Below are 26,667 nucleotides of genomic sequence, written 5' to 3'. Positions count from 1 at the left end.
TGTTCCCGTCTGATCAGGCAGCGTTTAAGGTAGTCTACCTAGCAACTCAGCAGGCGTCTAAAAAGTGGTCGATGCCCATTCGTAACTGGACGTCTGCTCTGAATCGTTTTATGATTATGTTTGATGATCGTATTAGCAGGCATTTAATCTAAATGGCAGTTACACAGAATCTGGGATGGTCTCCAGAAAAGCTAATACACCCATCACAAAACCAAGAATTTAACCTCCTTGCATAAGGTACATCTGCTGGGACATCTAGTTGATAGGGACGACCACAGTACTCACAGTGTACGTCATCTAAATAAACCTGACATTTTGCAAGTGTAGCGAACAATTCATCAAACTCTATGTTGTGGTCATAACAAAGCAATTCCAAATGCGCTATATAATTGCTGGGCGACACATAGGACCAATATTCATGGCACAAACGCTTTGCTGCATCCTCTAGAGCTGAATCAAAGACGAAGTTCAAACTCATAACATTCTCCTTAGTATCCATAGCCAGTTTGAGGTAGTAGCTCGTAAAGCTCACTCTGTAGCTGACTACACATATCATCAACGACATAGTCAGGATTGACATCTAAGCGCGTTTGAACCCATATGCGCAGCGCCATATGATTATCAAAGCAGCTATCAATACTCAGGAACCTAGCCAAACCAGTACCCGACTGAATACAGAGCTCACAGATAAGGTAGTTAGCAATATTATCTGCACCATTACTGATATAGCCACTAGGTTTAAACGTCGCATGCAGCTTATCGTAATCAATCATTTTCATTGTGAGGCCCCTTATCGGTAGATACTTGAGCAATCTGACTGCGATTGACCAATGCTTCAAATGCACTACCATCCTGCCGAGTCATATTCGGTACGTAACGGCTATACGTATTAAACAGCATCTTGGTTGTAGAGTGTCCCATTTGACTGGCAATCCATTCAGGACTTTCGCCAGCAGCTAACCATAGCGTCGCTGCGGTATGACGAGTCTGATAAGCATTACGCTTCTTCAGACCCAAAATCTTAAGAGTAGGGTGCCAAACACGTTTATTCACGTTGTTGTAATCAAGTGGCTCACCCGTATGTGCGCAAAATACATAGTCAGATCGCTTATAAGTGATGGTCTGCTGTTCCTTCAGAGCATCGTAGACCCAAGGTGACATTTGAATCGCACGGTAAGACTCTTGAGTTTTAGGAGGAACAATTTTGCCTTTAACATAAGCTTGTTTGATTACAATCTCACGTCGATTAAAGTCAATGTTCTCCCACGTCAACCCATCAATCTCACTCGTACGCATACCTGTAAAAAAACGTACCAGATAATAATTGCGATAGTCTGCTCTCACCCCATTGATAAACGTCCAAACCTCACTTAGTGTGAATGGTTGAATATCCGTTTTGGGCTGTTTGAGCGCATTGATATCGTAGTAAGGATTATCAAATTTATAGCGTTTAGCCGCTTCTTTTAGTATCATACCTAAAGGTACCATTATCGAATTGATGCGTGCCGCTGACAGATGTTTGTTAGCTTTTCCGTACGTTACTTTGGCGAGCGATGAACGGAAGGCTAATACATCTGTCTTTTTTATGAGATGAATGGGCTTAGTCCCAAACTTAGCAATCAAGTACATATCAATAATCTCCTTTATTTTGCGCTTATAAGTATCACGCCATTCAATTTCTTTTTCAGAGAACCATAATTCTGCAAACTGTTCAAAAGAGGGCGTATCGGTACTAATGCATTCCTTGCGGTCGTTTAACGCTACCATCTGTGCCGCTTTATCACTTTTTGGAAAGTACTTAGCATAGTTGAACAGTCCTAAAACGATTTCTGCTTCCATTTTCTCAATCACTTTTTCAAGCTTCTTGCGATTCGCTGGCGTGTCAATGAGGTTTGTCGTTTCCCTACAGCGTTTGTTCATATAGCGAAAGTCGACAAATAGCATATCGCTACCTTTGCGTGTTCTAATACTAGCCATGATATTTCTCCTTATTGTAGTGCCATAGCGTTGATGCTACCGGCGACGCCAGTACGCATATCTTTTTCAATCTCTTCCCAAACATATAAAATCTTACGGCCGCCGAAAGGGCGAATGTAATGAATACCTTCAATCAGCACAGTATCTTTGAGCTCGTTACGTATCGTACGAGGGTTATACTTAATGAGCTCAGAAAGCTCTTGGGTAGTTAGGTAGGTATGTGACATAATAAATTCCTTGTAAGCTAATTAAACGACTAGGTGGTTTTATCGGGATAACAAATATCTTCATAAAAGTATTTTGTTGTTCGATAGAAGTACTTTACTAGCTAACGTAATTCGATGCAAGTACTTTTTTAGTTCATTAAGGAATTATTGATGATTTTATGTAACTTACCAGTGCTACTAGCTGAACGGCGTATGAAAGTCGCAGATCTAATAAGGATGACAGGAATTAGTAAGTCGACAGTGCACAAGATCTATAACGAACAGACCTCAAGAATAGATTTTGACACTATGGATAAAATTTGTGAGGCACTAGATATTGAAGTAGGTGATTTATTTACTTATGTACCTAACGAGTCGCTAGATAAAGAGAAGTAAATTAATCTTGAGAGCGCTTTAGATGATTCAGGGTAGAGGTCAAAAGTGCTACTCTGGAAGGAATGCTAAATAGAGAGCAGGCACAACTTAGGCACAATTTGGGCACACACGTTTTTTGATGACATTTGCTGAAAGTGAGAAAAGAGGAAATTTGCATCGACGTATAGTTTCCTTTTCCGCTACAGCCCATATTTCACGGACAAAAAAAAGCCCCAATCTTAAGATTGGGGCTTTTCGAATCTGGTAGGCGTAATCGGATTCGAACCAACGACCTCTACCATGTCAAGGTAGCGCTCTAACCAACTGAGCTATACGCCTATTTAGGTTGAGCATTTTAGCAAGTTTCTCAGACTTTGCAAGCCTTTTCTATCACTATCTGCAGTTATTATCAAAATATTAGAGATTTTACCTTTATAGGGTTCTATATGTTCAGCATAAGGAACAGATAACATCTTAGATAAGCAATACATCTATAACCATACCAATCTTGCAACGAAGATTTGAGGAAGGACAATACAGAGATGTTAATATAAACGCTAAATAGCATAGCTAAGCGCAACTAAACGTTTTTTAATATAAATCAAAAAATATAAGGCAACGATATGGGTTTATTAGTCGATGGTAAATGGCAGGACAAGTGGTACGACACAGAAGGTAGTGGTGGTCGATTTGAGCGTGAAGACGCTGGTTTTAGAAACTGGGTAACGGTCGATGGCAGTGCAGGACCAACAGGGGTGGGCGGATTCAAGGCTGAGACTGATCGTTATCATTTGTATGTGTCGTTGGCATGTCCTTGGGCACACCGCACACTCATCTATCGTAAGCTCAAAGGTTTGGAGGATATCATTCCGATATCTGTGGTTCATCCATATATGGGTGAGAATGGTTGGACTTTTGCAGAGGGTAAAGGCGTGATTGCCGACCCAGTGATTAATGCAGACTATGCCTATGAGCTTTATACCAAAGCAAAGTCAGACTATACAGGCCGTGTCACTGTACCCATTTTATGGGACAAAAAAACAAATACGATCGTGAGTAATGAGTCATCAGAAATCATTCGGATGTTTAACTCTGCCTTTGATGACGTTGGTGCACTAGCAGGTGATTTTGTACCAGCAGAGCTATTGCAAGAAATTGATGATATCAATGCATTTGTCTACACTGCTATCAACAATGGAGTATACAAGGCTGGGTTTTCTACTACTCAAGAAGCTTATGAAGAGGCGGTGAATGAGCTGTTTTCAGCATTAGAGACACTTGAGACACGCCTTGCCCAGCAGCGCTATCTGATAGGTGACACCATTACCGAGGCTGATTGGCGACTGTTTACGACGTTGGTTCGTTTTGATGCCGTTTACGTTGGACATTTTAAATGCAACTTGCATCGTATCGTCGATTATCCAAACCTTTGGGGTTATCTACGTGAATTGTATCAGGTGCCCGGTATTGCTGAGACCGTCAACATGGAGCACATCAAGCAGCATTATTACACCAGTCATGCCAATATAAACCCTACGCGTATTATCCCTGCTGGGCCTGTTATTGATTTTACGGCAGCGCACAATCGTGAATCCTTATAAATACGTCTGACTCATAAAGGTGGTCAAAGGCTATCTGCTCTAGAATAGCACTGTTCTAGAAGAGTACCGTTCTAGAAGAGCACAAACGCAAAAAGCCCCAACTGTTATGAGGCAGCTGGGGCTTTTATGCTATCAAGAGCTGTTTAGCTCATACTACGCATTATTTAACTGACGGGCAGCTTCTAGCGCAAAGTACGTCAAGATACCATCTGCACCAGCACGGCGGAACCCAATCAAAGACTCTAAAATTACAGCATCACTGAGCCAGCCGTTCTGGATAGCGGCCATATGCATGGCATACTCACCCGATACTTGATAGGCAAAGGTCGGTACCCCAAAAGTGTCTTTAACTTCACGGATAAGGTCTAGATAAGGCTGTCCAGGTTTAATCATAACCATGTCAGCGCCTTCGTTGATATCCATAGCAACTTCATGCAATGCTTCAGCGCGATTACCAAAGTCCATCTGGTATTGTTTTTTGTGGCCACCTTTTAGATTACCAGCACTACCGACAGCATCACGGAATGGACCGTAGTAAGCAGACGCATATTTGGCTGAGTAGGCCATAATAGCGGTATTAAAAAACCCTTCAGCTTCAAACGTATCACGCATAGCCTTGATACGTCCATCCATCATGTCACTCGGAGAGATGATATCAGCGCCAGCGCGGGCATGTACGAGCGCTTGCTTGACCAATACCTCAATAGTGGCATCATTGATGACGTAGCCGCTATCATCAAGCAGGCCATCTTGGCCGTGTGAGGTATAAGGGTCTAATGCCACATCAGTCATGACGACCATTTCTGGTACAGCATCTTTGACTGCTTTTATCGTACGTGCAGTCAGGGCGTTTTCGTCATAAGCAGCTCTACCATCTGGTGTTTTCAAAGCGTTATCGATCACAGGGAAAAGATCGATGGTTGTCACACCCTCTGCTAACAATTCTTTGGCATAGTTAATTAGCAAATCAATTGATAAGCGTTCAACGCCCGGCATACTAGCGATGGTTTCGCGCTGGTTTTCACCTTCTAATACAAATACAGGGGCAATAAAGTGCTTAGGATGCAGCTCCACTTCACGAATCATTGAGCGTACATTATCGTTATAACGCAGACGACGTAAGCGAGTGGCAGGGTATTGACGGTTAAAGGTGTAGCTCATAATAGTTCCTTATGATTGTTCTAATAGTTATCATGTTACATGGTTAAAATAATATCACTATAAGCGGTATTTTATAGAATTGGCTTATCAAAATCTGTTCTTTATCAGTGGCTACAGATAAAAAGAGCTTGTATAAAGCGAGCCTACTATAACCAAAAGATGTCAGTAAAAGCAAAAAGCCCCACCACGTTAAGTCGGTAGGGCTGATGGTACTTATCGACTGTCGATATGATGATAGTGCTGCATCATCACATTATGAGTATGTCATTTAAGGCTCAACAATCTGTGTGACAGGAACTTGCTCCACGCTATTGTCGCTAAAGTGAGTCTCTTCTGTGATCACACCCACAGCGGCATCTTTCTTGCCATCATCATTAACATCGACGATAGCTGTAGGATTAAAGGTAGTGGTTTCTGTCGCTTGCGACTGCTTAATAGCGATAGCCTCTTGAGGAGAGGTTACGCGTGCTGAGCTGGCAGCTTGTATGGCATCCGCAGCTTTGGCTTTTGCAGTATTGCTAGGCAGTGACGCTATTTGAGCTAGATTGGTATATTGCGGTACAGGAATCACGGTTGGTACATCCAAGTTAGCACCGCCACCAAGTGCTTGGTACAACTCAACTTGACTAATGATTTTCTGTAGCTCTAAGTCTAATATACCTTGCTGAGTAGAAAACAATGAACGCTGTGCATCGAGTACATCTAGATAGTTATCAAGACCAGCTTTGAAACGGGCATCAGCAATCTGATAGGTTTGCTCAAAATTGTCTTGCAAGCGATACTGTGATTCGAGCTGTTCGCCAAGTGTGGCACGCGTGGCAAGTACATCTGATACTTCACGGAATGCGGTTTGAATAGAGTCTTCATAGCTTGCGAGAGTCTGATCACGCTCGATTTGCGCGACTTCATAATTTGCATCTAAAAGACCACCATCGAAGACAGGCACGCTGATATTAGGACCAAACGACCAACTAAAGCCATTATTGTCAAACAAATCCCCCAAGTTATCGCTACGAAGACCGACGCTACTGGCCAAACTGATGGTTGGGAAATAAGCTGCACGTGCTACCGCTATATTTGCACCAGCCGCTTTAAGGTTGTATTCCGCTTGCAGTACATCTGGACGATAGCGTAGCAAATCACTTGGCAGGCCTGCACTAAATATCTGCTGGCTGGTGATATTGCTAACGGCAGGCGTCGGGATAAGCTCGTTTGGAATCGTCCCGCCCACTAAGTACTGTAAAGCATTACGCGACTGCAAAATACTACTCTGCGCACGTAGGACAGCGAGCTTAGCATTTTCAAGTGAGGCGCTGGCCTGTAGTGAGGGAAGCTTAGGATCGATACCGGCTTCAAAACGCTTACTGGCGATAAACAATGACTGCTCACGACTTTGCACCGTTGCTTCTGCCAGTTGTAGCTGTGCCAAGCTGTAGCTCAAATTAGCATAGCTTTGAGCAATGTTACTGATTAGACTGATCTGGGTAGCATCTGTGGCAGCAGTGGTCGCCAAAAAGCTTTGTAACGCTTGATCTTTTAGGCTGGATATTCTGCCCCAAAAATCTAACTCGTAGCTGGCAAGTCCTAGTTGTACCGTATAGTCACTACCTGGTCTACTACTGATATTGTTTTGAGCGCCACGCGAGTAGCCACCACTTGCGTTAATCGCTGGTAAGTTATTGATATCGGTTATTTGATATTGCGCGCGCGCGCGTTCAATTGCTAGGCGCGCACTTTCAAAGTTCTTGTTGTTATCAAGACCTAGAGCGATTAAGCCTTTTAGACGCTCATCGCTATAAAAGTTCTGCCAGCGTTGACCTGCCACACTTGCTTGCTCAGGGGTGCTGATCGTTTCTTTATCGAACGCACCATAAGCTTGTTCTATAGGAAGGTTTGGCTCTGCCAAAACAGGACTCATATCAGCTTTTGGAATCGTATTACAAGCGGTCATACTTATTGCCAAGGCAGTAAGGCCGAGCAAGCGACTGCTATTTTTACGTAAGCGCGACAGAGTTGGCTGTGCCACGGTAGCAGAAGCTGCCACCGCCACTGAGTTAGTAGTAAACATGTTGTGAGCACTCATTATCTGTTGTCTCCAAGACTTGCAGGCTGGCCTGCAGGCTGATAGTTATCAGCAGGCATTGGGGTATGCGAGTCAGGCGTACCGTTGCCATCGTCTCTATCGTTTGGTTTGTTGTTCTCATATTTATGCGGAAATGCACTACGCACCCAGATATAGAACATCGGAATAAAGAAGATACCTAGTAGTGTCGCAGTTATCACACCACCGACAACACTAGTACCGATCGCATTCTGACTGCCCGAACCTGGACCGCTCGCCAAGAATAATGGCACAACACCGAGACCAAAGGCAAGCGAGGTCATAATAATCGGGCGCAGACGTTGACGTGCTGCTGTCATGACCGCTTCTCTTAGACTGTAGCCTTCCTCTTGGTGTTCTTTGGCAAATTCAATAATCAAAATAGCGTTCTTGGCGGATAGACCAACGACCGTGAGTAGACCCACCTGCAAGTAAATATCGTTGGCAAAACCGCGTAGCCATGTAAAGATTACGGCGCCTAAGACCCCAAGTGGTATGACCAATAGGACTGAGACAGGAATAGACCAGCTCTCATACAATGCCGCCAAGCATAAGAATACCACTAGGATTGAAAGCGCATACAGCATAGGTGCCTGTGCACCTGACTTCTGCTCTTCCAATGACATACCAGTCCACTCATAACTGATACCTTCAGGCAGCTGTTCTATCATTGCCTCCATCGAGCTCATTGCCTCACCAGTGCTGAGTCCTGGTGCTGCACTACCTTGGATGTTCATTGACGGTAGGCTGTTGTAGCGAGTCAGACGCGGTGAGCCTGATTGCCATTCACTATTAGAGAAGGCATCGAACGAAATCATATCGTTCATGTCGTTTCGTACATACCATTTGCCGATGTCATCAGGGTTGGTACGGCTGCTCGCTTCACCTTGGACATACACACGCTTAATACGACCACGGTCGATAAAATCGTTGACGTAGCTTGAGCCCCACGCAGTAGAGATAACACTGTTAATACTACTCAATGACAAGCCATAAGCTGCGGCCTGTTCTTGATTGATATTGACTTTTAATTGCGGTGAGTCTTCTTGACCATTAGGACGTACGCCTGAGACTTGGTCATTCTGCGCGGCCATACCTAAGAGCATATTACGGGCTTCAAGCAGCCCCTCATGTCCCAAGTTACTACTATCTTGGAGCATCAAGTCAAAACCACTGGCATTACCAAGCTCAGTGATGGCTGGTGGTACAATGGCAAATACTTGTGCTTCATTTAACTGAGTGAAGAAATATCCCATTGCTCGACCAGCAACTGCCTGTGCGGTGTTTTCATCGCCAGAGCGTTCCTCCCAATCTGACAAACGAACAAATGCCAGCCCCATGTTTTGACCTTGACCTGCAAAACTAAAGCCAGCAATGGTAAACACAGACTCGATATTATCAGTCTCTTGGGTATCATAATAGGTTCTGACTTTATCCAGTACGTCTTGCGTCTCATCTAACGTCGACCCAGCAGGGAGCTGAACCAAGGTAAACATAATACCTTGATCTTCTTCTGGTAAGAATGAGCCAGGAATACGTAAGAACACAACCGCCATGATACCGATAATGGCGGCATAGCCAATCATATAAAGCCATTTAAAACGTATGCTTTTACCGACGAACTTTTCGTAAGAACGGCTAAGTTTAAAGAAGCCGCGATTGAACCAACCAAAGAAACCTTTTTGCGTCTCAGTACTGCTTTTGTCGTGGCTCTTACCACGTTTGAGCAGTGTCACACATAGGGCAGGGGTGAATATCAATGCCACCATGGCAGAGAGCACCATGCTCGTAATCAGTGTGATAGAGAACTGACGATAGATCACACCAGTTGAACCGCCAAAGAAGGCCATCGGTACGAATACTGCGGACAAAATAAGCGCAATACCAATAACGATCTTACTGATTTCCCCCATCGATTGAGTGGTCGCGTCTTTGATAGAGATATGTGGATCTTCTTCTAGTATTCGCTCAACGTTCTCTACCACGACAATCGCATCATCGACCAGCAGACCGATGGAGAGAACCATAGCAAACATGGTCAAGACGTTGATACTAAAGCCTGCAATATACAACACTGCAAAGGTACCCAAGAGTACGACAGGTACGGCAAGGGTCGGGATAATCGTTGCACGCCAGTTCTGTAAAAAAATAAACATAACGATAAATACCAACACAATCGCTTCAATGAGGGTCATAACGACTTGTTCGATAGACAAGCGTACAAAGGGTGTGGTGTCATACGGAACGACTGAGGCTAGACCAATTGGGAAGTTTTGCTCCAGCTCAGTCATACGCGCGCTGACCGCTTCGCGAGTTTCTAATGCGTTGGCACCGCCAGCAAGTGAGATACCCAGACCTGCAGCTTCTTGTCCATTATATTGCGATAAAACACTATAGTTTTCGCTACCGATTTCGACATCAGCGACGTCACCCAAACGCACCTGAGCACCAGACGTGTCTGTTTTTAACAGAATGTTTTGGAACTCTTCAGGTGTTTGTAAATAGCTTTGAACGGTCACTGTCGCGTTAATAACTTGTTGATCTGCATCAGCGGGCGCTTGTCCTAACTGACCAGCAGATACCTGAGCGTTCTGCGCTTGTATCGCACTGACAACATCGGATGGCACCATGTTGTAGCTACGCAGGCGTGAAGGGTCAAGCCAAACACGCATCGCATAAGTAGAGCCGAAGACCTGAACCTCACCAACCCCTTCAACACGACTGATCGAGTCGAGGACATTGGAGTTAATATAATCGGCAATATCGCTACGATCCATGCTGCCGTCTTCAGAAATAAATGCCTGCACCATCATAAAGCTGCTAGACGATTTATTGACGTTGACGCCTTGTCGCTGTACCGATTCAGGTAGGGCGCTCATCGCAGCCTGCAGCTTATTCTGTACCTGTACCTGAGCGGTATCAGAATCAGTGCCGTTTTCAAACGTTAGCGTCACTGAGGCACTACCATTTGATGAGCTCGATGACGACATGTACATGAGGCCATCTAGGCCTTTCATACGTTGTTCGATAACCTGTACTACGGAGTTTTCAACAGTTTGCGCATTAGCACCCGGATAGCTTGCACTGACCGAAATCGTCGGTGGTGCAATACGTGGATACTGTTCAATCGGTAGGTTGAGAACCGATAACACCCCGATGAGCATGACCAAAATAGCCAGCACCCAAGCAAAGATAGGGCGATTAATAAAAAAACGTGACATAGTATATCCCTAAGTCTTCTTGTCTCTGAATGGAATTAGTTAGCAGCAGCTTCTGTTGATGTCTCACTACTAGAAGCGGCAGTGCTAGCTGGCTTTTTATCCATCGTTTTTGCCGCTTGCTGCGGCGTTTTGGCATTAGGCGCGTTTTGTGCAGATGGCGCAGGATTTGCGCTCTCTAAGGGCTTGGCAACCACTTCTTGCTCAGGTTTTACCTTAGCACCGCCAATCACAACCACTTTGTCACCTACTTGCAAGCCATCAGTGACAACCCATTGACCATCATAAGTACCATTGATAGTGACGGGACGTACTTGTATCTTGTTGTTTTCATCAACGATATACACCTGAGTCTCACTCTTAGGCGTACGTGTCACCGCGCTCTGAGGGACCAAAGTGGCATTGGTAATGACGCTCTGTGTTAGACGCGCTGTGACATACATACCGGGTAGCAAGATATTGTTGCTGTTCGGGAAAATCGCACGTAAAGTGACCGCGCCTGTTGATTCATCAACTTTGGCCTCAGACAATGCAAGCTTACCGCGTACTGGATAGACTGAGCCATCCTCTAGTACTAATTCAACCGAGTTCATACCTGCTTGAGCAGAGCCGTCTGCTATTTGCTGACGCAGCTTGAGTAGCTCAGAAGAAGACTGGCTGATGTCGACATAGATAGGATCTAAGCGCGAGATCGTAACCAGAGGATCCGCTTGACCGGCGCTCACTAGCGTACCAGCAGTCACGCTTGAGCGGTCAGTACGACCGGTAAGAGGCGCGCGTACGATAGTACGGTTCAAATCCAACGTACTTGCATCGAGACCAGCTTGGGCAGTTTGGATACCTGCTTTTGCGCTTTCGATACCCGCTTGGGTCTGTCCGACAGCCGCCGCCGCACTTTGTACAGCAGCTTGTGCAGTACGTACCGCTGTCTGTGCTTGCTCATACTGCTGCTGTGAGATGGCATTGATACTGACAAGACCTTGCAGGCGTTGTAGATCGTTTTGTGCTTGTGCCAATGACGCTTGGCGACTCACCAGTTCAGCTTTTGCATTAGCATTGTTTGCTACAGCAGTCTGATAGTTGGCCTGTGATTGTTGTACGGCTGCTTGACCACTGCTGACAGACGACGCATAGTTATCGGTGTTAATGCGATACAGTGGCTGACCTTTTTTGACATTGCTTCCTTCACGGAACAACACTTCATCAATGACCCCATTGACCTGTGGGCGAACATCGGCAGTTTGGTAGGCGGCAGTACGTCCAGAAAAAGTCTGTACCTGTGGAATGGTATCGAACGTAACGGTTTGAACGTTGACAACCGCAGGCGGCATTTGCTGTTGTGCCGCTTGTTCGCCAGCAGCGTCGTCGCTTTTGTCACAGCCGACCAGTACAGCTCCAGATAGTACAGATGCTATTACAAGCGCAAGAGTAGAGTGCTTCATCAATGTCCTCGGCAATATATATAAATAATGACAGTATAAAAATTAAACAATAAATGTTGGCGTATGAGATATAAAGTGTTTACTAATCCTGCAAGTCTATTCCATCGCTATCGACCCAGCCTTTGATGATACTTATTAATTGAAAACTCACTAGTAGGACATCTGATAGTGAGAAACATAAAGTAGGGTTTTGGCGGATTTGGCATCAAAAATGTAGACAGATTACAAAGTGGACTAGTAAATTTAATGGGTTATTATAAACTATTGGGGTAACCCCACAGTCAAGTGATTTATAAAAGAGGCAGAGGCGAAAAGTAGTAATATTACGTTTTATGAATAAAAAAAATGGCGCTATAGTAAGCGTCACATTAGCTAACAGCTAATAGTCTGATATACAACCCGACACCAAAACATAATGTAATTTTTTGTTATAATTGTAAAGCCATATGAGCACTAGGGTATTTAAGACCCCAAAAACCATGTTTGTACTCAAAATAGAAAATTTAGCAACCCTTAATTACCGCTCAGAAAACTGTCGTCAATATGCCTTTATCTAACATCATATCTTTATCTAACATCATTTAACCATCAAAACCCTTGTCAGGATTATAGTACTGCAAGGAGTTATGAAACTTAAAGAAAGGTAACGATTTGGCTGATACCGTCGTTTTTGAGAGGGTAACTTTTGAGAGAGTCGTTTTGAATTATCGGCGTTACGTTAACCGACTGTTAAAGAAAGCGGCTAAAGCGTTAAGAGAAGAGTCGTCTTTATCAGCTGGCTGTTTTAACTGGCTGGTCTTTTTAGTTGGCTGAAAGTAAAGACGACTCAGATTTGATTATACTAGTCGTGCGCTAGCAAGCTCAGTCAATTGATACAGTCCTTGACGATACTGGTTGTCAGGTAACGTGCTAAGCGCTTGTTGGGCGAGTCTAGTCTCTTCTAAAGCACGCTGCTTACAATAATCTAATGAGCCTGATTGTCTTACTAACTCAATGAGCTGCTCGGCGTTTGGCGTCTTGCCAGTCTGTACAGCGATACGAAGCTGCTCGTAGCCTTCGGTATCACTGTCTTTTAGCAGCTCAAGTGCTTTGATAGTGGGTAGAGTAGGCTTGCCTTCTGCAAGGTCATCGCCCAAGTTTTTACCCATTACGTCACTGTCGCCACTATAGTCCAGCACATCATCAATAATTTGGAACGCATTACCAAAATGTTGTCCAAATGCGCCCAATGCGGTCATATATTCGGTTTTGTCTTGCAAAATAGCAGCGCCTTGGGTCGCCATCATAAACAGCCGTGAGGTTTTACCATCGATGATTCGTAAGTAATCCTCTTCTGTCGCCGCAGGGTTGTGCTGATGCTGTAGCTGTAATACCTCACCCTCGGCAATATCACAAGTCCCATCTGAAAATATCTGCAATAGGGGCAAGCTCTGAAAACCGACCAAAAGATTGAAAGCGCGTGCAATCAAATAATCACCGACCAACACCGCAGTGGCATTATCCCAAGTGGCATTTGCAGTTGGTTTGCCGCGGCGTTGTCCTGACTCATCGATCACGTCATCATGGACTAAAGTTGCCGTATGCAGCATCTCAGTAATGGCCGCTAAGTGCATGGCTTTTTCTGATGGGTTATCATCAAACATACGAGCACATAAAAGCGTAATCAACGGGCGCATACGCTTGCCGCCAGCATTGATCACGTGTTGCGAGACACTCATCACTAGCTGTACTTTTGAATTTAGACTACCGAATACCTGCTTATCCATCACCTCAAAATCATTGGCGACGATACGTTGGATATCAGCATAGCTAGGCGTTGCTTGAGCAGTGGGTAGGGTATTATCTGTAGAGGTAATAGTCATAATAAATAGTCATATTAATAAGAATAAAGAGAGTTTTTATAACCTTGATGTCGTCCATCCATGGGTAAGGTATCGTTTGGCTTATAATAGCATAGCTGTCTGCGAAAATTGTGGGTTAAAGTAGATGACAGAAGAGGTCGGCATTACGCTACAAACGCATTACTGTATATAAAGAGTAGCTTGTAATTGATAAAAGGTATCGCATACTTGGATCATACAGTGGTTCACTTATTAAATGATGCTGTAGTCACATAATGGCTTGATAAAGGACTGTAAGTAACTGATTGTATAAGTTATAATAGCTCCCGTTAGGCTCAAACCATCGATCGAAATGATGACTTCTAGAGTCTGATTAGAATGGTCATCTACGGCGTTCTAATCATTTATAGAACTTGTCGTCACATAAGCGATGGTGATTTAGTGTAATCACCTTACAAAAACAAGAGGCGCGGCTTGCTTTTATGAGCAAAAAGCCGTAGAATCTTGCCTTTAATTTTTCCCTGTCGTGTTCGTCGTAAAAGCGTTGGTATAACATCAGCCACGGCACACGGGTTAAACGGAGTCATACAATGTACGCAGTAATTAAAACTGGTGGTAAACAGCACCGTGTAGTCGTCGATGAATTGCTTAAAGTTGAATTGCTAAAAGCAGAAAAAGGCGAAACAATCAAATTTGAAGACGTGTTGATGGTTGTTGACGGTGATAACGTCAAAATCGGTCAGCCTGTCGTTGATGGCGCTAGCGTAGAAGTTGAAGTTGTTGAGCATGGTCGCGGCGAAAAAATCCGTATCATCAAGCACAACCGCCGTAAGCATTACCACAAAGAGCAAGGTCACCGCCAATGGTACACCTTGTTAAAAATCAAAGCCATTAATGCCTAATTACCCATTTAGCAAACATTGCTAAATAGCGCACTAAATGCTTAAGAGTTGTCGCATAAGCGATAAGTCACATTAACAAGGAGATTTTCTCATGGCACATAAAAAAGCTGCCGGTTCGAGCCGTAACGGTCGTGATTCAAACCCAAAAATGCTAGGCGTAAAAATCTTTGGTGGCCAAGCTATCGTAGCTGGTAACATCATCGTTCGTCAACGTGGTACAGAATTCCACGCAGGCGAAGGCGTTGGCATGGGTCGTGATCATACTTTATTTGCACTAAATGACGGTGTTGTAAAGTTTGAGACCAAAGGTAAATTTAACCGTCGTTATGTTACGGTTGAAAACGCATAATTATCTATGTAGGTCATTTTGTTCTTTGGATAGAATGATCGGATAATTAAAAAAGCCCCTACTGCCTGATGGTAGTAGGGGCTTTTTGCGTTTATAGAGTCCTATCAACCGATACATAAACTACATACTCAAGAGTTGAGTCTTAACGAAATATCCATCATCAAACCGTCTCAATGGTCTGAAACTGTATCTGAGCTATTTTTTCAAAATAATACTCATAGCTAATGACGATAAAGACATATCTCACTGTGTAACTGTATTGGTTACAAGCGTGTATGGCAGGCGTAGTAATGATTGCAAATCACGACTAGGCGCGTAATAAAAAAAGTGGCACACTGTTGCCATTGCTGATTGATACCAGTTCGATACTGGCAAACATAAGCATTTTTAGAAAATAAAAACTTCAATAAACTGTTTTATTTTAAGTAAATATTTTTAAAGCGATTATTTTTAGAACAACTATTTTTAAAGCAACTGTGCTTTTTTAGAGAGGATTTATGATGACTGTATCTACGAAACAAACGACCAAACAAAAAGTAATGAGTGGGGCTTTGGCAGGGGTGTTGATGACCTCACTTGGTATCGCAGCGCCAATGATGGCATTGACTCAGTCTGCTACAGCGGCACCTGCTGACAATATGACGGCAGCCAAACGCTTGAATAAGTTATTGACCAATACCAAAAGTATGACTGCGAATTTTAGCCAAACAACGAAAGGGGCTAGCAGCGGTACGTTTACAGGCTCTATGAGTGTCCAGCGTCCCAATAATTTCCGCTGGGAGACCAAGTCACCATCAGAGCAGTTGATCGTTGCTAATGGTAACTCTATGTGGATCTATGACAAAGATCTAGAACAAGCGACTAAGCAAAATGTCGACAGCCAAGTAGGCAATACGCCAGCACTTTTACTATCAGGTGATCCAAGCAAGATTGATCAGAACTTCAAGATCACTCAGCCATACAGCAACAAAAACTACTATGTGCTGTATCCAAAATCAGACAGCGCTAGCTTTAAGAGCCTATCAATGAGCTTTAGTGGTGGTAAACCTGTCATGATGGTACTAAACGATACTTTGGGTCAAACGACTTCTATCAAGTTCAGTGGTATCAAAATGAACCCGAGCATCGGTAGCAGCCAGTTTAAATTCAACCCGCCAAAAGGCGTTGATGTTATTAATCAATAAAGGCTAATTAATAAATACTGGCAGGTGAGAGGCTCAATAGGTTTCACCTCAGTATAAGATTAAACATCTAATAAAAAGGACAGATCCTACGGGGGCTGTCCTTTTTTATGAGAATAGTTTGAGTTGTCTAACAGAAAAATTAAGACATGGCTCGTATGGTATCTATATCTGGCATCGGTGGTAGCTCATCTAGATGACTCAGCCCAAACGCATCTAAGAATTGCGCAGTAGTATGAAGCAGTGCGGGACGTCCCAAAGTATCTTTATAGCCTTTCTCGATAATCCATCCTTTATCGAACAACTGGCGCAATATATTGCTGGACAGTGTTACACCGCGTACTTGCTCGATATCACTGCGCGTTACTGGTTGCTTATAAGCAATGACGCTTAATGTCTCAAGCAGTGCTTGGCTTAGGCGTTCTTGACGCTGCGGAAAGACGCGCTGAATCAAACGACTGTAATCATTACCTATCTGCAAGCGATAGCCACTAGCTGTTTCGTGTAGTTTGAGCACACCTGTATCTAGACGTTGTTGTAATACGTCTAGGGCTTGCTTGAGCTCTTTTGTGGATAACGACAAATGCTTCTTTAGCGCATGCGCTGTTAGCGGCGCTTCTGAAGCATGCAATAGTACCTCGATGTGTTTACTCGTTTCCTCAAGATGAGCATGATTTGCTTCATTAGAGGCAGAAGCAGCAGTGCTTGTGAGCTCTGCGTCATCATGCGGCTTTGATTCGTCAATATCTACCATCTAAAATGCGCTCTTATTTCAATTTTTTGATAAACAATGCTAGCAACTAGCCTTAACGCATATTAGACCAGCCACTGCAATGTCAGTGTTGAGGACTCATCTGTATACCGCTGACCAGCAGTATGGGTAGCAGATGCTATCACCTCATCATCTAACTCAGAGCTAATCACACCGACCAGCTGCCGTTTTATCAGCTCAAGCACTGCGACAAAGCTGACGACAACACCTATCTTGCCCTGTGATTTGTCTAATAGCTCATAAAAGGAGCGCGCACCATCAGTGCTCAGTTGCCTGCTGATACTGGCAATACGGTCAGAGAGTGGTACGGCGTCAACCTTAATAGTATGCATGTGATAGTCTGGCTGCAGCTGCATCTTAAATAAGCTCTCAATCAATAATGTTGGTGAGTAGCTGGGTAATTCAGCGTTCATAATCTCTTGACCAGGCATGCTGACCATCGCCAAAAACACATCGCGCTCTAAACGTACCAGATCATCTAAGCGCTGACTGGCTACTTTAATCTGCGCATATTCCTCAAGACGCTCAATCAGTTCGGCTTTTGGGTCGCGTTCATCAGTAGGCGTATCAGGCGTCGGTAGGAGCAATTCTGTCTTTATGGCTATAAGCGTGGAGGCCATCAAGAGATAATCACCTGCCAATTCAAAGTGCTCAGTACCCAACTCACTGATATAGGCAAGGTACTGCTCAGTGATTGGTAATATCGGCATTTGGGTCAAATCAACGTTGTTCTTTTTAACCAAATACAATAAGAAATCTAATGGACCTGCAAATTGCTCTAGCCAAATCGCAAAGGCTTGTGGCGGGACATAAAGATCGTCTGGTAGATGCTGTATTGGCGTCTGATAGATACGTAGAGCAGTATCATGACTGACTGATTCAGCATAGTCACTTTGACTATATATAGACTTAGATATTTTATTGGTAGATGTTTTATCCACTGGTGAGAACAAAGCGGCTTTTGATAAAGCCGCTTGTTTGGTGTTTGGCTTAGTCTGCACGTTTGGTATCCGCTCTAGTAGTGATAAATGGCGACAATCAAACGACTACTTGATTTTGGCAAGGGGTCGGATACCAATAGCGCGACGAGTCTTGTCTAATTGCTTACGGCTATGACGACGGGCTTTATCTGCTCCCATCTGCAAGATTTCTTCTAGCTCTTTTGGATTGGCCAGGAGCTCTTCGTAACGCGCGCGGAAAGGCGCAATCTCATCATTGATCTTATCAAATAGCGCTTGCTTGGCATCGCCCCAGCCAATACCGGCTGCATATTGTGCACGCATGTCAGCAATTTCTTCAGGAGTAGCAAATGCTTTATAAATCTCAAACAGAGCAGAGTCATCAGGGTCTTTCGGCTCATCAGGCAGTTGTGAGTTGGTCACAATTTTCATGATGGCTTTGTGCATTTGTTTCTCTGAGCTGACCTGCGGGTTTGACTCACCAAACAAGGGGATAGTGTTGTTGTAACTTTTACTCATCTTACGACCATCTAAGCCAGTGAGTAGTGGTATATCATTGTCTACAACCGCTGTCGGGAGCGTAAAGAGTGTTTTGTATCGATGGTTGAACGTACCTGCGATGTCACGTGCCATCTCGATATGTTGAACCTGGTCACGGCCAACAGGTACATGGGTCGCATTGAACATCAAAATGTCAGCTGCCATTAGCACAGGATAACCAAACAGACCCATCGTGACTCCCTGATCAGGATCGACATCGGATTTTTCTGTATTGATATCCACTGCTGCCTTATAGGCATGGGCGCGGTTCATGAGACCCTTAGCACATGAGCAGTTCAAAACCCAAGCGAGCTCTGGAATTTCAGGCACATCTGACTGACGATAGAACGTCACACGCTCAGGATCGAGACCACAAGCAATCCAAGTGGCCGCAATCGCTCTCGTCGATTCATGAATGATAGCAGGGTCGTAGCAACCAATAATACCGTGATAGTCTGCCAAAAAGAAGAACGCTTCGTGATCACTATTTTGGATGGATTCAATTGCGGGACGAATCGCACCAACGTAATTACCTAAATGCGGAATACCAGTAGGTTTAATCCCAGTTAGGATGCGTTTTTTTTCAGTTAAATTGTCAGAAGCTTGGCTGCCAGAGGTGCTGTTATTACTCATGAAAAATCCATTGTTTTGTTTATCAAGTTATTATAAATATAGGGTCAAAGAAGCGAAATATTAGCCGCAAAGTATAGCAAATTTATTGGGGTCTGTTGAGCATTCAACTATTAAGTCTACCAAATACTAAGTCTACTTGTAGATGTCCGTACGACCATTCGGCCCATGTTTAAAACGGCGATGAAACCACATCCACTGGGTAGGATCGATACGAATGAGCCCTTCTAACGTCTCGTTGACTCGAGTGGCGTCAGCGACCTCGTCATGACTTGGGTAGTTGTCCAACTCTGGGGTGATAGTCAGATGATAATGTGGACGCTTACCACGCGGCAGACTGTCTGGCGTTTGTCGGTAGGTGTGCAGCGCCATAACCGCAGGTGGCGTGGCTTTGTTACCCATTTTTGCCATACGGCGTGACGCCGTAATCGTCGCTGCTGGCACGCCAAAGAATGGTGCCATGACACCTTGCTTGAGACCATAGTCTTGATCAGGGGAATACCAAATAACGTGTCCTGCTTTGATTGATGTGACCAAGCTGCGCATATCTCGGCTAGAGATTTGCTTACCAAATATATTGGTACGACCATTATAAATAAACCAGTCTAATAAAGAATTGTTTTGCGTACGGTACATGCAGTCCACAGGGAAAAACTGCGCGCTCAGCAAACCACCCAAATCGAGCATGGTGTAATGTGCACCTAATAAGATGACGGGCCGCTGCTCGTTTTGAGCATTGACCAAATGCTGTAGTCCTGAGATAGATACTGTTCTAGTAAACACATTGGGGCGAAACCAAGCGCACAAGGTTTCAAATACACCAATGCCTTGATTGACAAAAACTTGCTTGGCCATCAATTCGCGTTCAGCTTCTGGTTTTTCTGGGAATGCCAGCTTGAGATTGATTAGGGTATCACGCCGACGTGAGCCCGCAGCATTATAAATCAAACGACCAAGCTGACGCCCTAGCCAAAATTGCCAGCGTAGCGGTAGATACATCATTGGCAACATAATCAAGAATAACAACCAGATGCCCCAGTATTTTGGTGCTAAAAACTGCCACTGAAATGGCTTTTTATCTGCTTGCGCCGTACGCTTATGATTCTGCGTAATCGTTGGGGTGCCAGCAGGTATTTTAGGCGACTTGTTCGACTGCTGCATACTTGGTGACGGTACGCTGCTATTGCTAGAGGGTTTACTGGGGTCGTATTGTTCAGGCGCTTTCATAATATCCTTCTACAGCACTGTCTATGACATCGCGGCTAATGATAAAAAGTTATTGATATGATGGGGTAGCGTCAAACGCTTTGCAAGTTAGAATTTTTAGAAGGTGTCTACTATGCAGTATCGATATGCGTTGCTTTTCTATAATGAAGTCTTAAAGGTAAATAGGGGTAGTCAGTGTCGTTATAAGGAAAGTCGTACAGTGAAAGCCATCATGTAGAAATAGCCATATGAGTAGTACGCCTCTAACAGACATAAAAAAACCTTGAGACATAAAAAAACCTTATAAGCTGTAAACAGCTTATAAGGTTTTGCAAAACTATTCTCTTATTAAATATTGCTGCTATCGCTCCGAGAAAAAGACAATAGCAACAAAAATATAAGAGAGCGCTTTGATTAACGTTTTGAGAACTGTGGACGTTTACGTGCTTTACGTAGACCAAGTTTCTTACGTTCAACTTGACGTGAGTCACGAGTAACAAAACCAGCTGCTTTTAGGGCAGGCTTCAAAGTTTCGTCAGCTTCGATCAATGCACGTGTGATGCCGTGGCGGATTGCGCCAGCTTGACCACTAATACCGCCGCCTGCAACAGTGACATACAAGTCATATGCATTAGCTGAGTCTAGTAGTTCTAATGGCTGGCGAACAACCATGCGTGAAGTTTCACGGCTGAAGTATTCGTCTAGTGGCTTACCGTTAACAACGATACTACCAGTACCTTTTGATAAAAAGACACGAGCGGTAGACGTCTTGCGGCGACCAGTTCCGTAATTGCGTTCCATAAGTATATCCTTAGATGTCTAGTTCTTTAGGTTGCTGTGCAGTATGTGGATGATCAGTACCCGCATATAGCTTCAGCTTCTTGATCATTGCATAGCCAAGAGGGCCTTTTGGAAGCATACCCTTAACTGCTTTATGTAGAACATCTTCAGGCTTATGTGCAAGCAACTTATTGAAGTTGGTTTCTTTGATACCACCTGGGTAGCCACTGTGACGATAGTACTTTTTGTCTTGTGCTTTTTTACCCGTTACCGTGATTTTGTCAGCATTGATGACAACAATAAAGTCACCAGTATCAACGTGCGGAGTAAAAGAAGGCTTGTGCTTGCCACGTAAGCGAGTTGCGATTTGAGTGGCTAAGCGACCAAGGGTTTTGCCGTCAGCATCTACGACATACCAGTCATGGGTCACTTCAGCTGGTTTTGCACTAAGTGTTTTCATGATAAAACCTTAAAATTAGAATTCGTTGAGAGTTTAGCTGGGAACGGGGCTCTCAAAAAACAGACTGCACATTATAAGCAGTAGCGCCTACGCTTGCAAGCTGCATTGGGGTTTATTTTCGCCTTTATACATTAAACTGCAGCGTTAGGCCAGTTTTTAAGCGGTTTTAAACATTTTTTACAGGTATTGATTGATTTTGCTAAAGGATCTTAACAAATAATCGCTAATGATGCGCTTAGCAATTACCGTACAATTATGACAATGACAGCTGATAAAGTCCAGCAACAACTTGACCGACTTTGGTTTGTTTCAAACAATCAAAGCTTATTATTTGCTGAGTATTAGATAAATGAATATCTGGGTTTTCACTAAGTGTCTCTTCTAACTGCTTAAGCTGAGCGCTTAAATCCTTATCTGCCTCTAAATAAATAAGCGTCTTTGTATCGACCAAATCATTTGTGATGAGCGTGGTCAAAATAGGCTGCCACAGATCTTGAGCATACGGCGGATCGATGAATACAATATCGAAAGGTCGCTGAGCCGGTCGGTCTTGCTTCAGTTGGGCTTGACCCAGTACTTGCTCAGCCGTGCCCGTGATGACGCTATAAGTGGCGGCATCAAGACGCAGCTGCTCGGCACTCTGACGTAGCATATTGCTCTGGGCGCTATTCACTTCGATAAAAGTAGTATGTGCCGCGCCGCGAGACAAGGCTTCAAACCCTAACACGCCGCTGCCCGCGCAGCTGTCGAGCACCTGTGCACCATGAATATCAGCCAGTAACCAGTTGAACAGAGTCTCACGCAAGCGATCTGGGGTGGGGCGCAACCCCTCTGCATCGATAAAGCTCACAATACGGCGCTTAAACTGACCACCAATGATACGCACGTCACCTGCCGCTGCACTTTTTGCCTTATGGGTTTTTTTTGATACGCGTCCGTTTGCGGGTTTTTTCATTATGGGGTCTCGTATACTCTGTTTTGCTTAAGCGTTTTATGTAGATGGGTCTACCTAGCAGTATTTACTCAGTAATAGTTTTTTAGCAATAACGGTCAAATACTACTATTCAGAGGTTGCCGCTGCTGCCTGTATTTCTGCCTCTGCTTCTGCCGCTTCCTGCGCTTCTAGAGCCTTTGCTTCTTTTTCACGCAGTGCGTCTTGCAATGCTTTTTCAAATGCCTTTTGTCGCTTGATGACTTTTAGCTCATCGGGTGACGGCGGTAGTACAGGATCAGTTTTTCGTTGTACCATCCAATAGTCAAATAACGCACGGCCAATAGGAGCGGCTGTAGTACTACCACCGCCACCATTTTCGACCAGCACGGCAAGCGCAATTTGTGGATCTTCTACTGGCGCAAAGCCATTAAACCAAGCATGATCCCAGTGGCGCTTATCTATCGCAGACTTATCATAGCGTTTGCCCTGAGCGATAGACTTTACCTGCGCGGTACCTGTTTTACCAGCGATACGGTAGCGCGGGGTGTAGATACCGCGTCCTGTTCCGTCTTCTATCACACTCTCCATGGCATCGTGCATACGTAACCAGTCAGAAGGCTTACCGTTATAATCAATTTTGCCATCTGGTTTGGTGATTACTTTTACCTTTGCGGCACCATCGCTGCTTTTTAGTAAGTGCGGGGTGATATGTTGCCCTTTACTGGCGGTCATGGCAGTAGCGTTAGCAATCTGTAGCGGTGTGGCTAAGAAATAGCCTTGGCCAATACTGACAGAGATCGTCTCACCTGGTAGCCAGTTCTTATCATAAGTGTCTTGCTTCCATTTTGGTGAGGGCATGATGCCTGACTTTTCATTAGGAAGGTCGATACCGGTGTCTTGACCAAAACCAAAACGTACCATCCAGTCGTGCAAGCGCTGGATACCCATCTCATATGCTAGCTTGTAGTAATAAGTATCGACTGACATCGCGATAGATTTTTTTAAATCAACCGTACCATGTCCCCCGCGTTTCCAGTCACGGAACCGATGCGAGTCGCCAGGTAGGCTGAAGTAACCAGGGTCGTAAATAGTAGTGTCCCAGTCTCGCAAGCCATAATGTATACCGCCCAAACCTTCGAATGGTTTGATAGTAGAGCCAGGCGGGTAGGTACCTTGTAAGGCGCGATTGTATAGTGGTTGATCCAGATCCTCACGTAGGGCGTCGTAGTCTTTAAATGAGATGCCTGATATGAACGGGTTAGGGTCATAGCTTGGGTTACTGACAAACGCCAGTACGTCACCATTTTTGGGATCTATCGCTACAATTGCACCGCGGCGACCATCAAGTTGCTTTTGTGCGATGGTCTGTAAGCCATAGTCCAAGCTCAGGGTCAAGTCATTACCAGAAGTTGGCGGCTTGGTGTCTAATTGGCGCAAGATGTTGCCATGAGCGTCTGTCTCTACTGATTGGTAGCCGGGTTGCCCAAGCAAAATATCTTCGTAATAGTCTTCGATGCCAATTTTGCCAATCAGGTCAGTACCTGCATAGCGGTCTTTGTCTATACGCTTAGATTCTTTGTCATTGATACGGCCAACATAACCGATAACATGAGCAAACAGCTCATCATAAGGGTAGTCGCGTGTCAGCTTACTCTGAATAGAAACCCCGCGAAAAAAAGGCTTGCGCTCGCTAAACTGAGCCAGTTGCGCTTCCGTCAAGTCGATTTTGATGGTGACAGGATCGTTTTTGTTTTTGCTTAAACGCGCCAAAATATCCGTAATGTCTTCTGCTGTTAAGTCAAAGATAGGTGCGAGCAAACTCAAGGTGCGCTCAGGATTGTCGACTTCATCGGGGCTTAGCATGGCAGTAAAGACGGGTTGGTTGTCTGCCAAAATGATCCCATTACGATCATAAATATAACCACGGCTAGGCGGTGCAGAGATGAGCTTGATACGATTGTTATCAGCCTGAGTGGTATATTTATCATGAGCATAAACTTGCAGATAACCATAACGCGTTATCAAGCCGCCCAAACCAATCAATATCAAAATCCCAAAGATAATAATACGGTTAGTAAAGGTGCTATTGACCTGCTCAGTATTGGGAGTTAGCGGTTTATTCATAGAAAATCAGAGCCCAATTGGTCAGTGAGTCAGTAAAAGAGGAATAAATGGGCGGCTTGGTCAACCAAAGTGCGGTGAGTCTAAAGGATAATGCAAATGGTTTCAATCACATAGCGTGGTACGAGAGAAATTTATGAGGCGTCGATTGGTACGATCGACTGTTACGTAGGGAGTCTTTGTTGCTTCACTACAAATTATAACAGAACAAATGAAAGGGTGCAGTATTTGGCTGCTCATTTTGTTCTGACCATACGTTCTATAAGCGATGGGCCATGGTGATATCTTTGCTACTAAAGATACCGTATAAAAGATGTCATCTTTAGTCACAACTTGCTGAGGGTCTATATGTGCTAATAAATGGCAAGTATGCTAAAATCAGGCGATTTATTTTATCGTAATTGTTACGGGCAGAGCGTCTTTTGAAACGTTCTAATTTGCTAATCAGTTGTTATCAGTAACGACAATAGCAACGACAATCAACCTGTCAGGGACTAGAGAAGTCATGGACGTAAATTCATTGTGGCAGACAATCGCTGAACACCCAGAGTTTTTTGCCATGCTGACCATTCCACCAGTGACGGCATTCGTCACTTGGGTACATGTGTGGATGGCACTCAAGATGCTGTTTTACCCGATTAAGTTTCGGGGTATTCGTATTCCTAACTTCCCGTTTTTTGGGTTGCCAGGTATCGGCTGGCAGGGTATCGTGCCGCGAAAAGCAGGCAAGATATCGGGCGTCATTGTTGATCAGACGCTATCAAAACTCGGTTCGCTTGATGAATTTTTTAAGGCGATGGAACCGGAGCAAATGGCGCTATTTGTCACTGACACGGTGGACAAAAATCTTGAGCCGTTGATTGATGAGATTATGCTCGATCATTCGCCCGCCCTATGGGGTAATCTGCCTTACGCCCTAAAGCGCCGTGTCTATGCCCAAGCACACAAAGAGCTGCCCAGTATCATGCAGTCGCTGGTGACAGATTTGACTTATCATGTCGAAGATCTAGTCGATATGCGTAAGATGATCGTTAACACGATGGAGAACGACCGTCGTCTGATGGTTAACATGTTCCTAAGGGTCGGTCAAAAAGAGATCGATTTCATCTGGCATATCAGCGCACTGATTGGTTTGGTGTTTGGTATTATTCAGATGTTTATATTTTTGGTGGTGCCGCAGCATTGGACTGTACCGTTTTTCGCCGCGATTTGGGGATTTTTGACCAACTGGATTGCCATTTGGATGGTATTTAATCCGGTAGAGCCACGTTTTATACCTTATTTAAAGCTATTCACGGTACAGAGTGGCTTCCCGTTTATCAAGCCAGTGATGCCGCATATCGCAAGGTATCGTTTGCAAGGCGGCTTTATGAAGCGCCAAGAGGAAGTGTCTGAAGTTTTCGCTGAGATTGTGGTAAAAGACTTGGTCACCCTTGAGAACATCATGAATGAGATGATGTATGGTGATCGTTCAGCGCAAACTCGTGAATTGATGAAGTCGCACTTATACACGGTACTAGAGTCTCCAGTGATCAGTACGACATTACGTGTGGGGTTGGGTCGCCGTGATTATGGGCAGCTCAAAAATACCATTATCGATAAGTCAATTGTAGCGACGATGGTACCACTGCGTGATCCTGAGCTCAATGAAAGTCGCGCCAGTAAGATATTCGGTCTGTTTCGCGATAGAATACGGGCGCTAACGCCAAATGAGTTTCAGAATCTACTGCGTCCTGCCTTTCGAGAAGACGAGATGACCTTGATTGTATTGGGCGGTCTGACAGGATTCTTGGCAGGGTGGTTGCATCTGGTGCTGGTGTTTTTCCCCTCGATGCCATGATTTTGATACCATAACTTCTATGCTGTAATTTAGACGCTATGATTTTGTTATCAAAGTACTGTGAGCAAGAA

At 44.3% G+C, this 26,667-nt stretch carries 22 protein-coding genes, 1 tRNA gene and 1 pseudogene; 7 read left to right on the top strand and 17 right to left on the bottom strand.

The window, feature by feature from the left end; all coding sequences use genetic code 11:
• Positions 1–152, top strand: a pseudogene (locus NJD71_RS04075) (IS256 family transposase); the annotation flags it as partial.
• Positions 153–488: 336 nt separating this feature from the next.
• Here the strand turns inward: NJD71_RS04075 and NJD71_RS04070 are convergent.
• The 3 genes from NJD71_RS04070 to NJD71_RS04060 are packed head-to-tail and all read right to left on the bottom strand — an operon-like array spanning position 489 to position 2,204.
• Complete coding sequence (locus NJD71_RS04070) at positions 489–779, bottom strand: hypothetical protein (protein ID WP_075107541.1); 291 nt, start codon at positions 777–779, stop codon at positions 489–491.
• Positions 766–1,977 (bottom strand): Arm DNA-binding domain-containing protein, encoded by a 1,212-nt coding sequence (locus tag NJD71_RS04065; RefSeq protein ID WP_319050660.1) that lies wholly within the window; start codon positions 1,975–1,977, stop codon positions 766–768. The genes NJD71_RS04070 and NJD71_RS04065 overlap by 14 nt, the downstream gene beginning before the upstream one ends.
• Positions 1,978–1,988: 11 nt before the next feature.
• A complete protein-coding gene (locus NJD71_RS04060) occupies positions 1,989–2,204 on the bottom strand; it encodes a hypothetical protein (RefSeq protein WP_058025596.1) in 216 nt (71 codons plus the stop codon).
• A 150-nt stretch (positions 2,205–2,354) separates the two neighbouring features.
• Here NJD71_RS04060 and NJD71_RS04055 point away from each other — a divergent pair, with 150 nt between their 5' ends.
• Positions 2,355–2,579 carry a helix-turn-helix domain-containing protein gene (locus NJD71_RS04055; RefSeq protein WP_095570171.1) on the top strand — a complete coding sequence of 75 codons (225 nt, stop codon included), beginning with the start codon at positions 2,355–2,357 and terminating at the stop codon, positions 2,577–2,579.
• A 241-nt stretch (positions 2,580–2,820) separates the two neighbouring features.
• Here the strand turns inward: NJD71_RS04055 and NJD71_RS04050 are convergent.
• Positions 2,821–2,897: transfer RNA gene (locus tag NJD71_RS04050), tRNA-Val, on the bottom strand.
• 284 nt (positions 2,898–3,181) lie between these two features.
• Between NJD71_RS04050 and NJD71_RS04045 the strand changes: the two genes are divergently transcribed.
• A complete protein-coding gene (locus NJD71_RS04045; RefSeq protein ID WP_319050659.1) occupies positions 3,182–4,159 on the top strand; it encodes a glutathione S-transferase family protein in 978 nt (325 codons plus the stop codon).
• A 153-nt stretch (positions 4,160–4,312) separates the two neighbouring features.
• Here the strand turns inward: NJD71_RS04045 and hemB are convergent, their stop codons facing one another.
• From hemB to NJD71_RS04020, 5 genes are all read right to left on the bottom strand, one after another.
• Positions 4,313–5,320, bottom strand: coding sequence for a porphobilinogen synthase (hemB, locus tag NJD71_RS04040; RefSeq protein WP_319050658.1), 1,008 nt, complete (start codon positions 5,318–5,320; stop codon positions 4,313–4,315).
• Positions 5,321–5,588: 268 nt separating this feature from the next.
• Positions 5,589–7,388: an efflux transporter outer membrane subunit gene (locus NJD71_RS04035; protein WP_319050657.1), complete on the bottom strand. Its 1,800-nt coding sequence runs from the start codon at positions 7,386–7,388 to the stop codon at positions 5,589–5,591.
• Positions 7,389–7,402: 14 nt separating this feature from the next.
• Positions 7,403–10,642, bottom strand: a complete 3,240-nt coding sequence (locus NJD71_RS04030) for an efflux RND transporter permease subunit (RefSeq protein ID WP_319050656.1) — start codon at positions 10,640–10,642, stop codon at positions 7,403–7,405.
• A 35-nt stretch (positions 10,643–10,677) separates the two neighbouring features.
• Complete coding sequence (locus NJD71_RS04025) at positions 10,678–12,081, bottom strand: efflux RND transporter periplasmic adaptor subunit (RefSeq protein ID WP_319050655.1); 1,404 nt, start codon at positions 12,079–12,081, stop codon at positions 10,678–10,680.
• Positions 12,082–12,917: 836 nt separating this feature from the next.
• A complete protein-coding gene (locus NJD71_RS04020) occupies positions 12,918–13,943 on the bottom strand; it encodes a polyprenyl synthetase family protein (RefSeq protein ID WP_319050654.1) in 1,026 nt (341 codons plus the stop codon).
• A gap of 569 nt (positions 13,944–14,512) precedes the next feature.
• Here NJD71_RS04020 and rplU point away from each other — a divergent pair.
• The 3 genes from rplU (at position 14,513) to lolA (ending at position 16,357) form a co-directional block, all read left to right on the top strand.
• Complete coding sequence (gene rplU / locus NJD71_RS04015) at positions 14,513–14,824, top strand: 50S ribosomal protein L21 (RefSeq protein WP_057761012.1); 312 nt, start codon at positions 14,513–14,515, stop codon at positions 14,822–14,824.
• 91 nt (positions 14,825–14,915) lie between these two features.
• Complete coding sequence (gene rpmA / locus NJD71_RS04010; protein ID WP_319050653.1) at positions 14,916–15,173, top strand: 50S ribosomal protein L27; 258 nt, start codon at positions 14,916–14,918, stop codon at positions 15,171–15,173.
• Between the two features lie 497 nt (positions 15,174–15,670).
• Positions 15,671–16,357 (top strand): outer membrane lipoprotein chaperone LolA, encoded by a 687-nt coding sequence (lolA, locus tag NJD71_RS04005; protein WP_442967646.1) that lies wholly within the window; start codon positions 15,671–15,673, stop codon positions 16,355–16,357.
• A gap of 139 nt (positions 16,358–16,496) precedes the next feature.
• Here lolA and scpB read toward each other — a convergent pair whose 3' ends face one another.
• From scpB to mrdA, 8 genes are all read right to left on the bottom strand, one after another.
• Positions 16,497–17,108, bottom strand: a complete 612-nt coding sequence (gene scpB / locus NJD71_RS04000) for an SMC-Scp complex subunit ScpB (protein WP_319050651.1) — start codon at positions 17,106–17,108, stop codon at positions 16,497–16,499.
• 62 nt (positions 17,109–17,170) lie between these two features.
• The gene (locus NJD71_RS03995) at positions 17,171–18,031 is read right to left on the bottom strand and encodes a segregation and condensation protein A (protein ID WP_319050672.1); all 861 of its coding nucleotides are present in this window, start codon (positions 18,029–18,031) and stop codon (positions 17,171–17,173) included.
• 141 nt (positions 18,032–18,172) lie between these two features.
• On the bottom strand, positions 18,173–19,258 hold the full coding sequence (gene trpS / locus NJD71_RS03990) for a tryptophan--tRNA ligase (RefSeq protein ID WP_319050650.1): 1,086 nt from the start codon (positions 19,256–19,258) through the stop codon (positions 18,173–18,175).
• Between the two features lie 132 nt (positions 19,259–19,390).
• Positions 19,391–20,482, bottom strand: a complete 1,092-nt coding sequence (locus NJD71_RS03985) for an LpxL/LpxP family acyltransferase (RefSeq protein ID WP_319050649.1) — start codon at positions 20,480–20,482, stop codon at positions 19,391–19,393.
• Between the two features lie 393 nt (positions 20,483–20,875).
• Positions 20,876–21,262: a 30S ribosomal protein S9 gene (gene rpsI, locus NJD71_RS03980; protein ID WP_021813618.1), complete on the bottom strand. Its 387-nt coding sequence runs from the start codon at positions 21,260–21,262 to the stop codon at positions 20,876–20,878.
• 10 nt (positions 21,263–21,272) lie between these two features.
• Positions 21,273–21,701 carry a 50S ribosomal protein L13 gene (rplM, locus tag NJD71_RS03975; RefSeq protein ID WP_057761004.1) on the bottom strand — a complete coding sequence of 143 codons (429 nt, stop codon included), beginning with the start codon at positions 21,699–21,701 and terminating at the stop codon, positions 21,273–21,275.
• 253 nt (positions 21,702–21,954) lie between these two features.
• On the bottom strand, positions 21,955–22,656 hold the full coding sequence (gene rsmD / locus NJD71_RS03970; protein WP_319050648.1) for a 16S rRNA (guanine(966)-N(2))-methyltransferase RsmD: 702 nt from the start codon (positions 22,654–22,656) through the stop codon (positions 21,955–21,957).
• 105 nt (positions 22,657–22,761) lie between these two features.
• Positions 22,762–24,759 carry a penicillin-binding protein 2 gene (gene mrdA / locus NJD71_RS03965; RefSeq protein WP_319050647.1) on the bottom strand — a complete coding sequence of 666 codons (1,998 nt, stop codon included), beginning with the start codon at positions 24,757–24,759 and terminating at the stop codon, positions 22,762–22,764.
• A 502-nt stretch (positions 24,760–25,261) separates the two neighbouring features.
• On the opposite strand from mrdA, the gene NJD71_RS03960 reads away from it, so the two are divergent.
• Positions 25,262–26,596: a hypothetical protein gene (locus NJD71_RS03960; protein WP_319050646.1), complete on the top strand. Its 1,335-nt coding sequence runs from the start codon at positions 25,262–25,264 to the stop codon at positions 26,594–26,596.
• Positions 26,597–26,667: the final 71 nt, after the last annotated feature.

This window comes from Psychrobacter sp. PP-21 (assembly GCF_033790785.1).
In the GTDB taxonomy this organism is placed as follows: domain Bacteria; phylum Pseudomonadota; class Gammaproteobacteria; order Pseudomonadales; family Moraxellaceae; genus Psychrobacter.
Note: the sequence above shows the minus strand (reverse complement) of the source record. Positions and strands in the feature narration are given on the sequence as shown.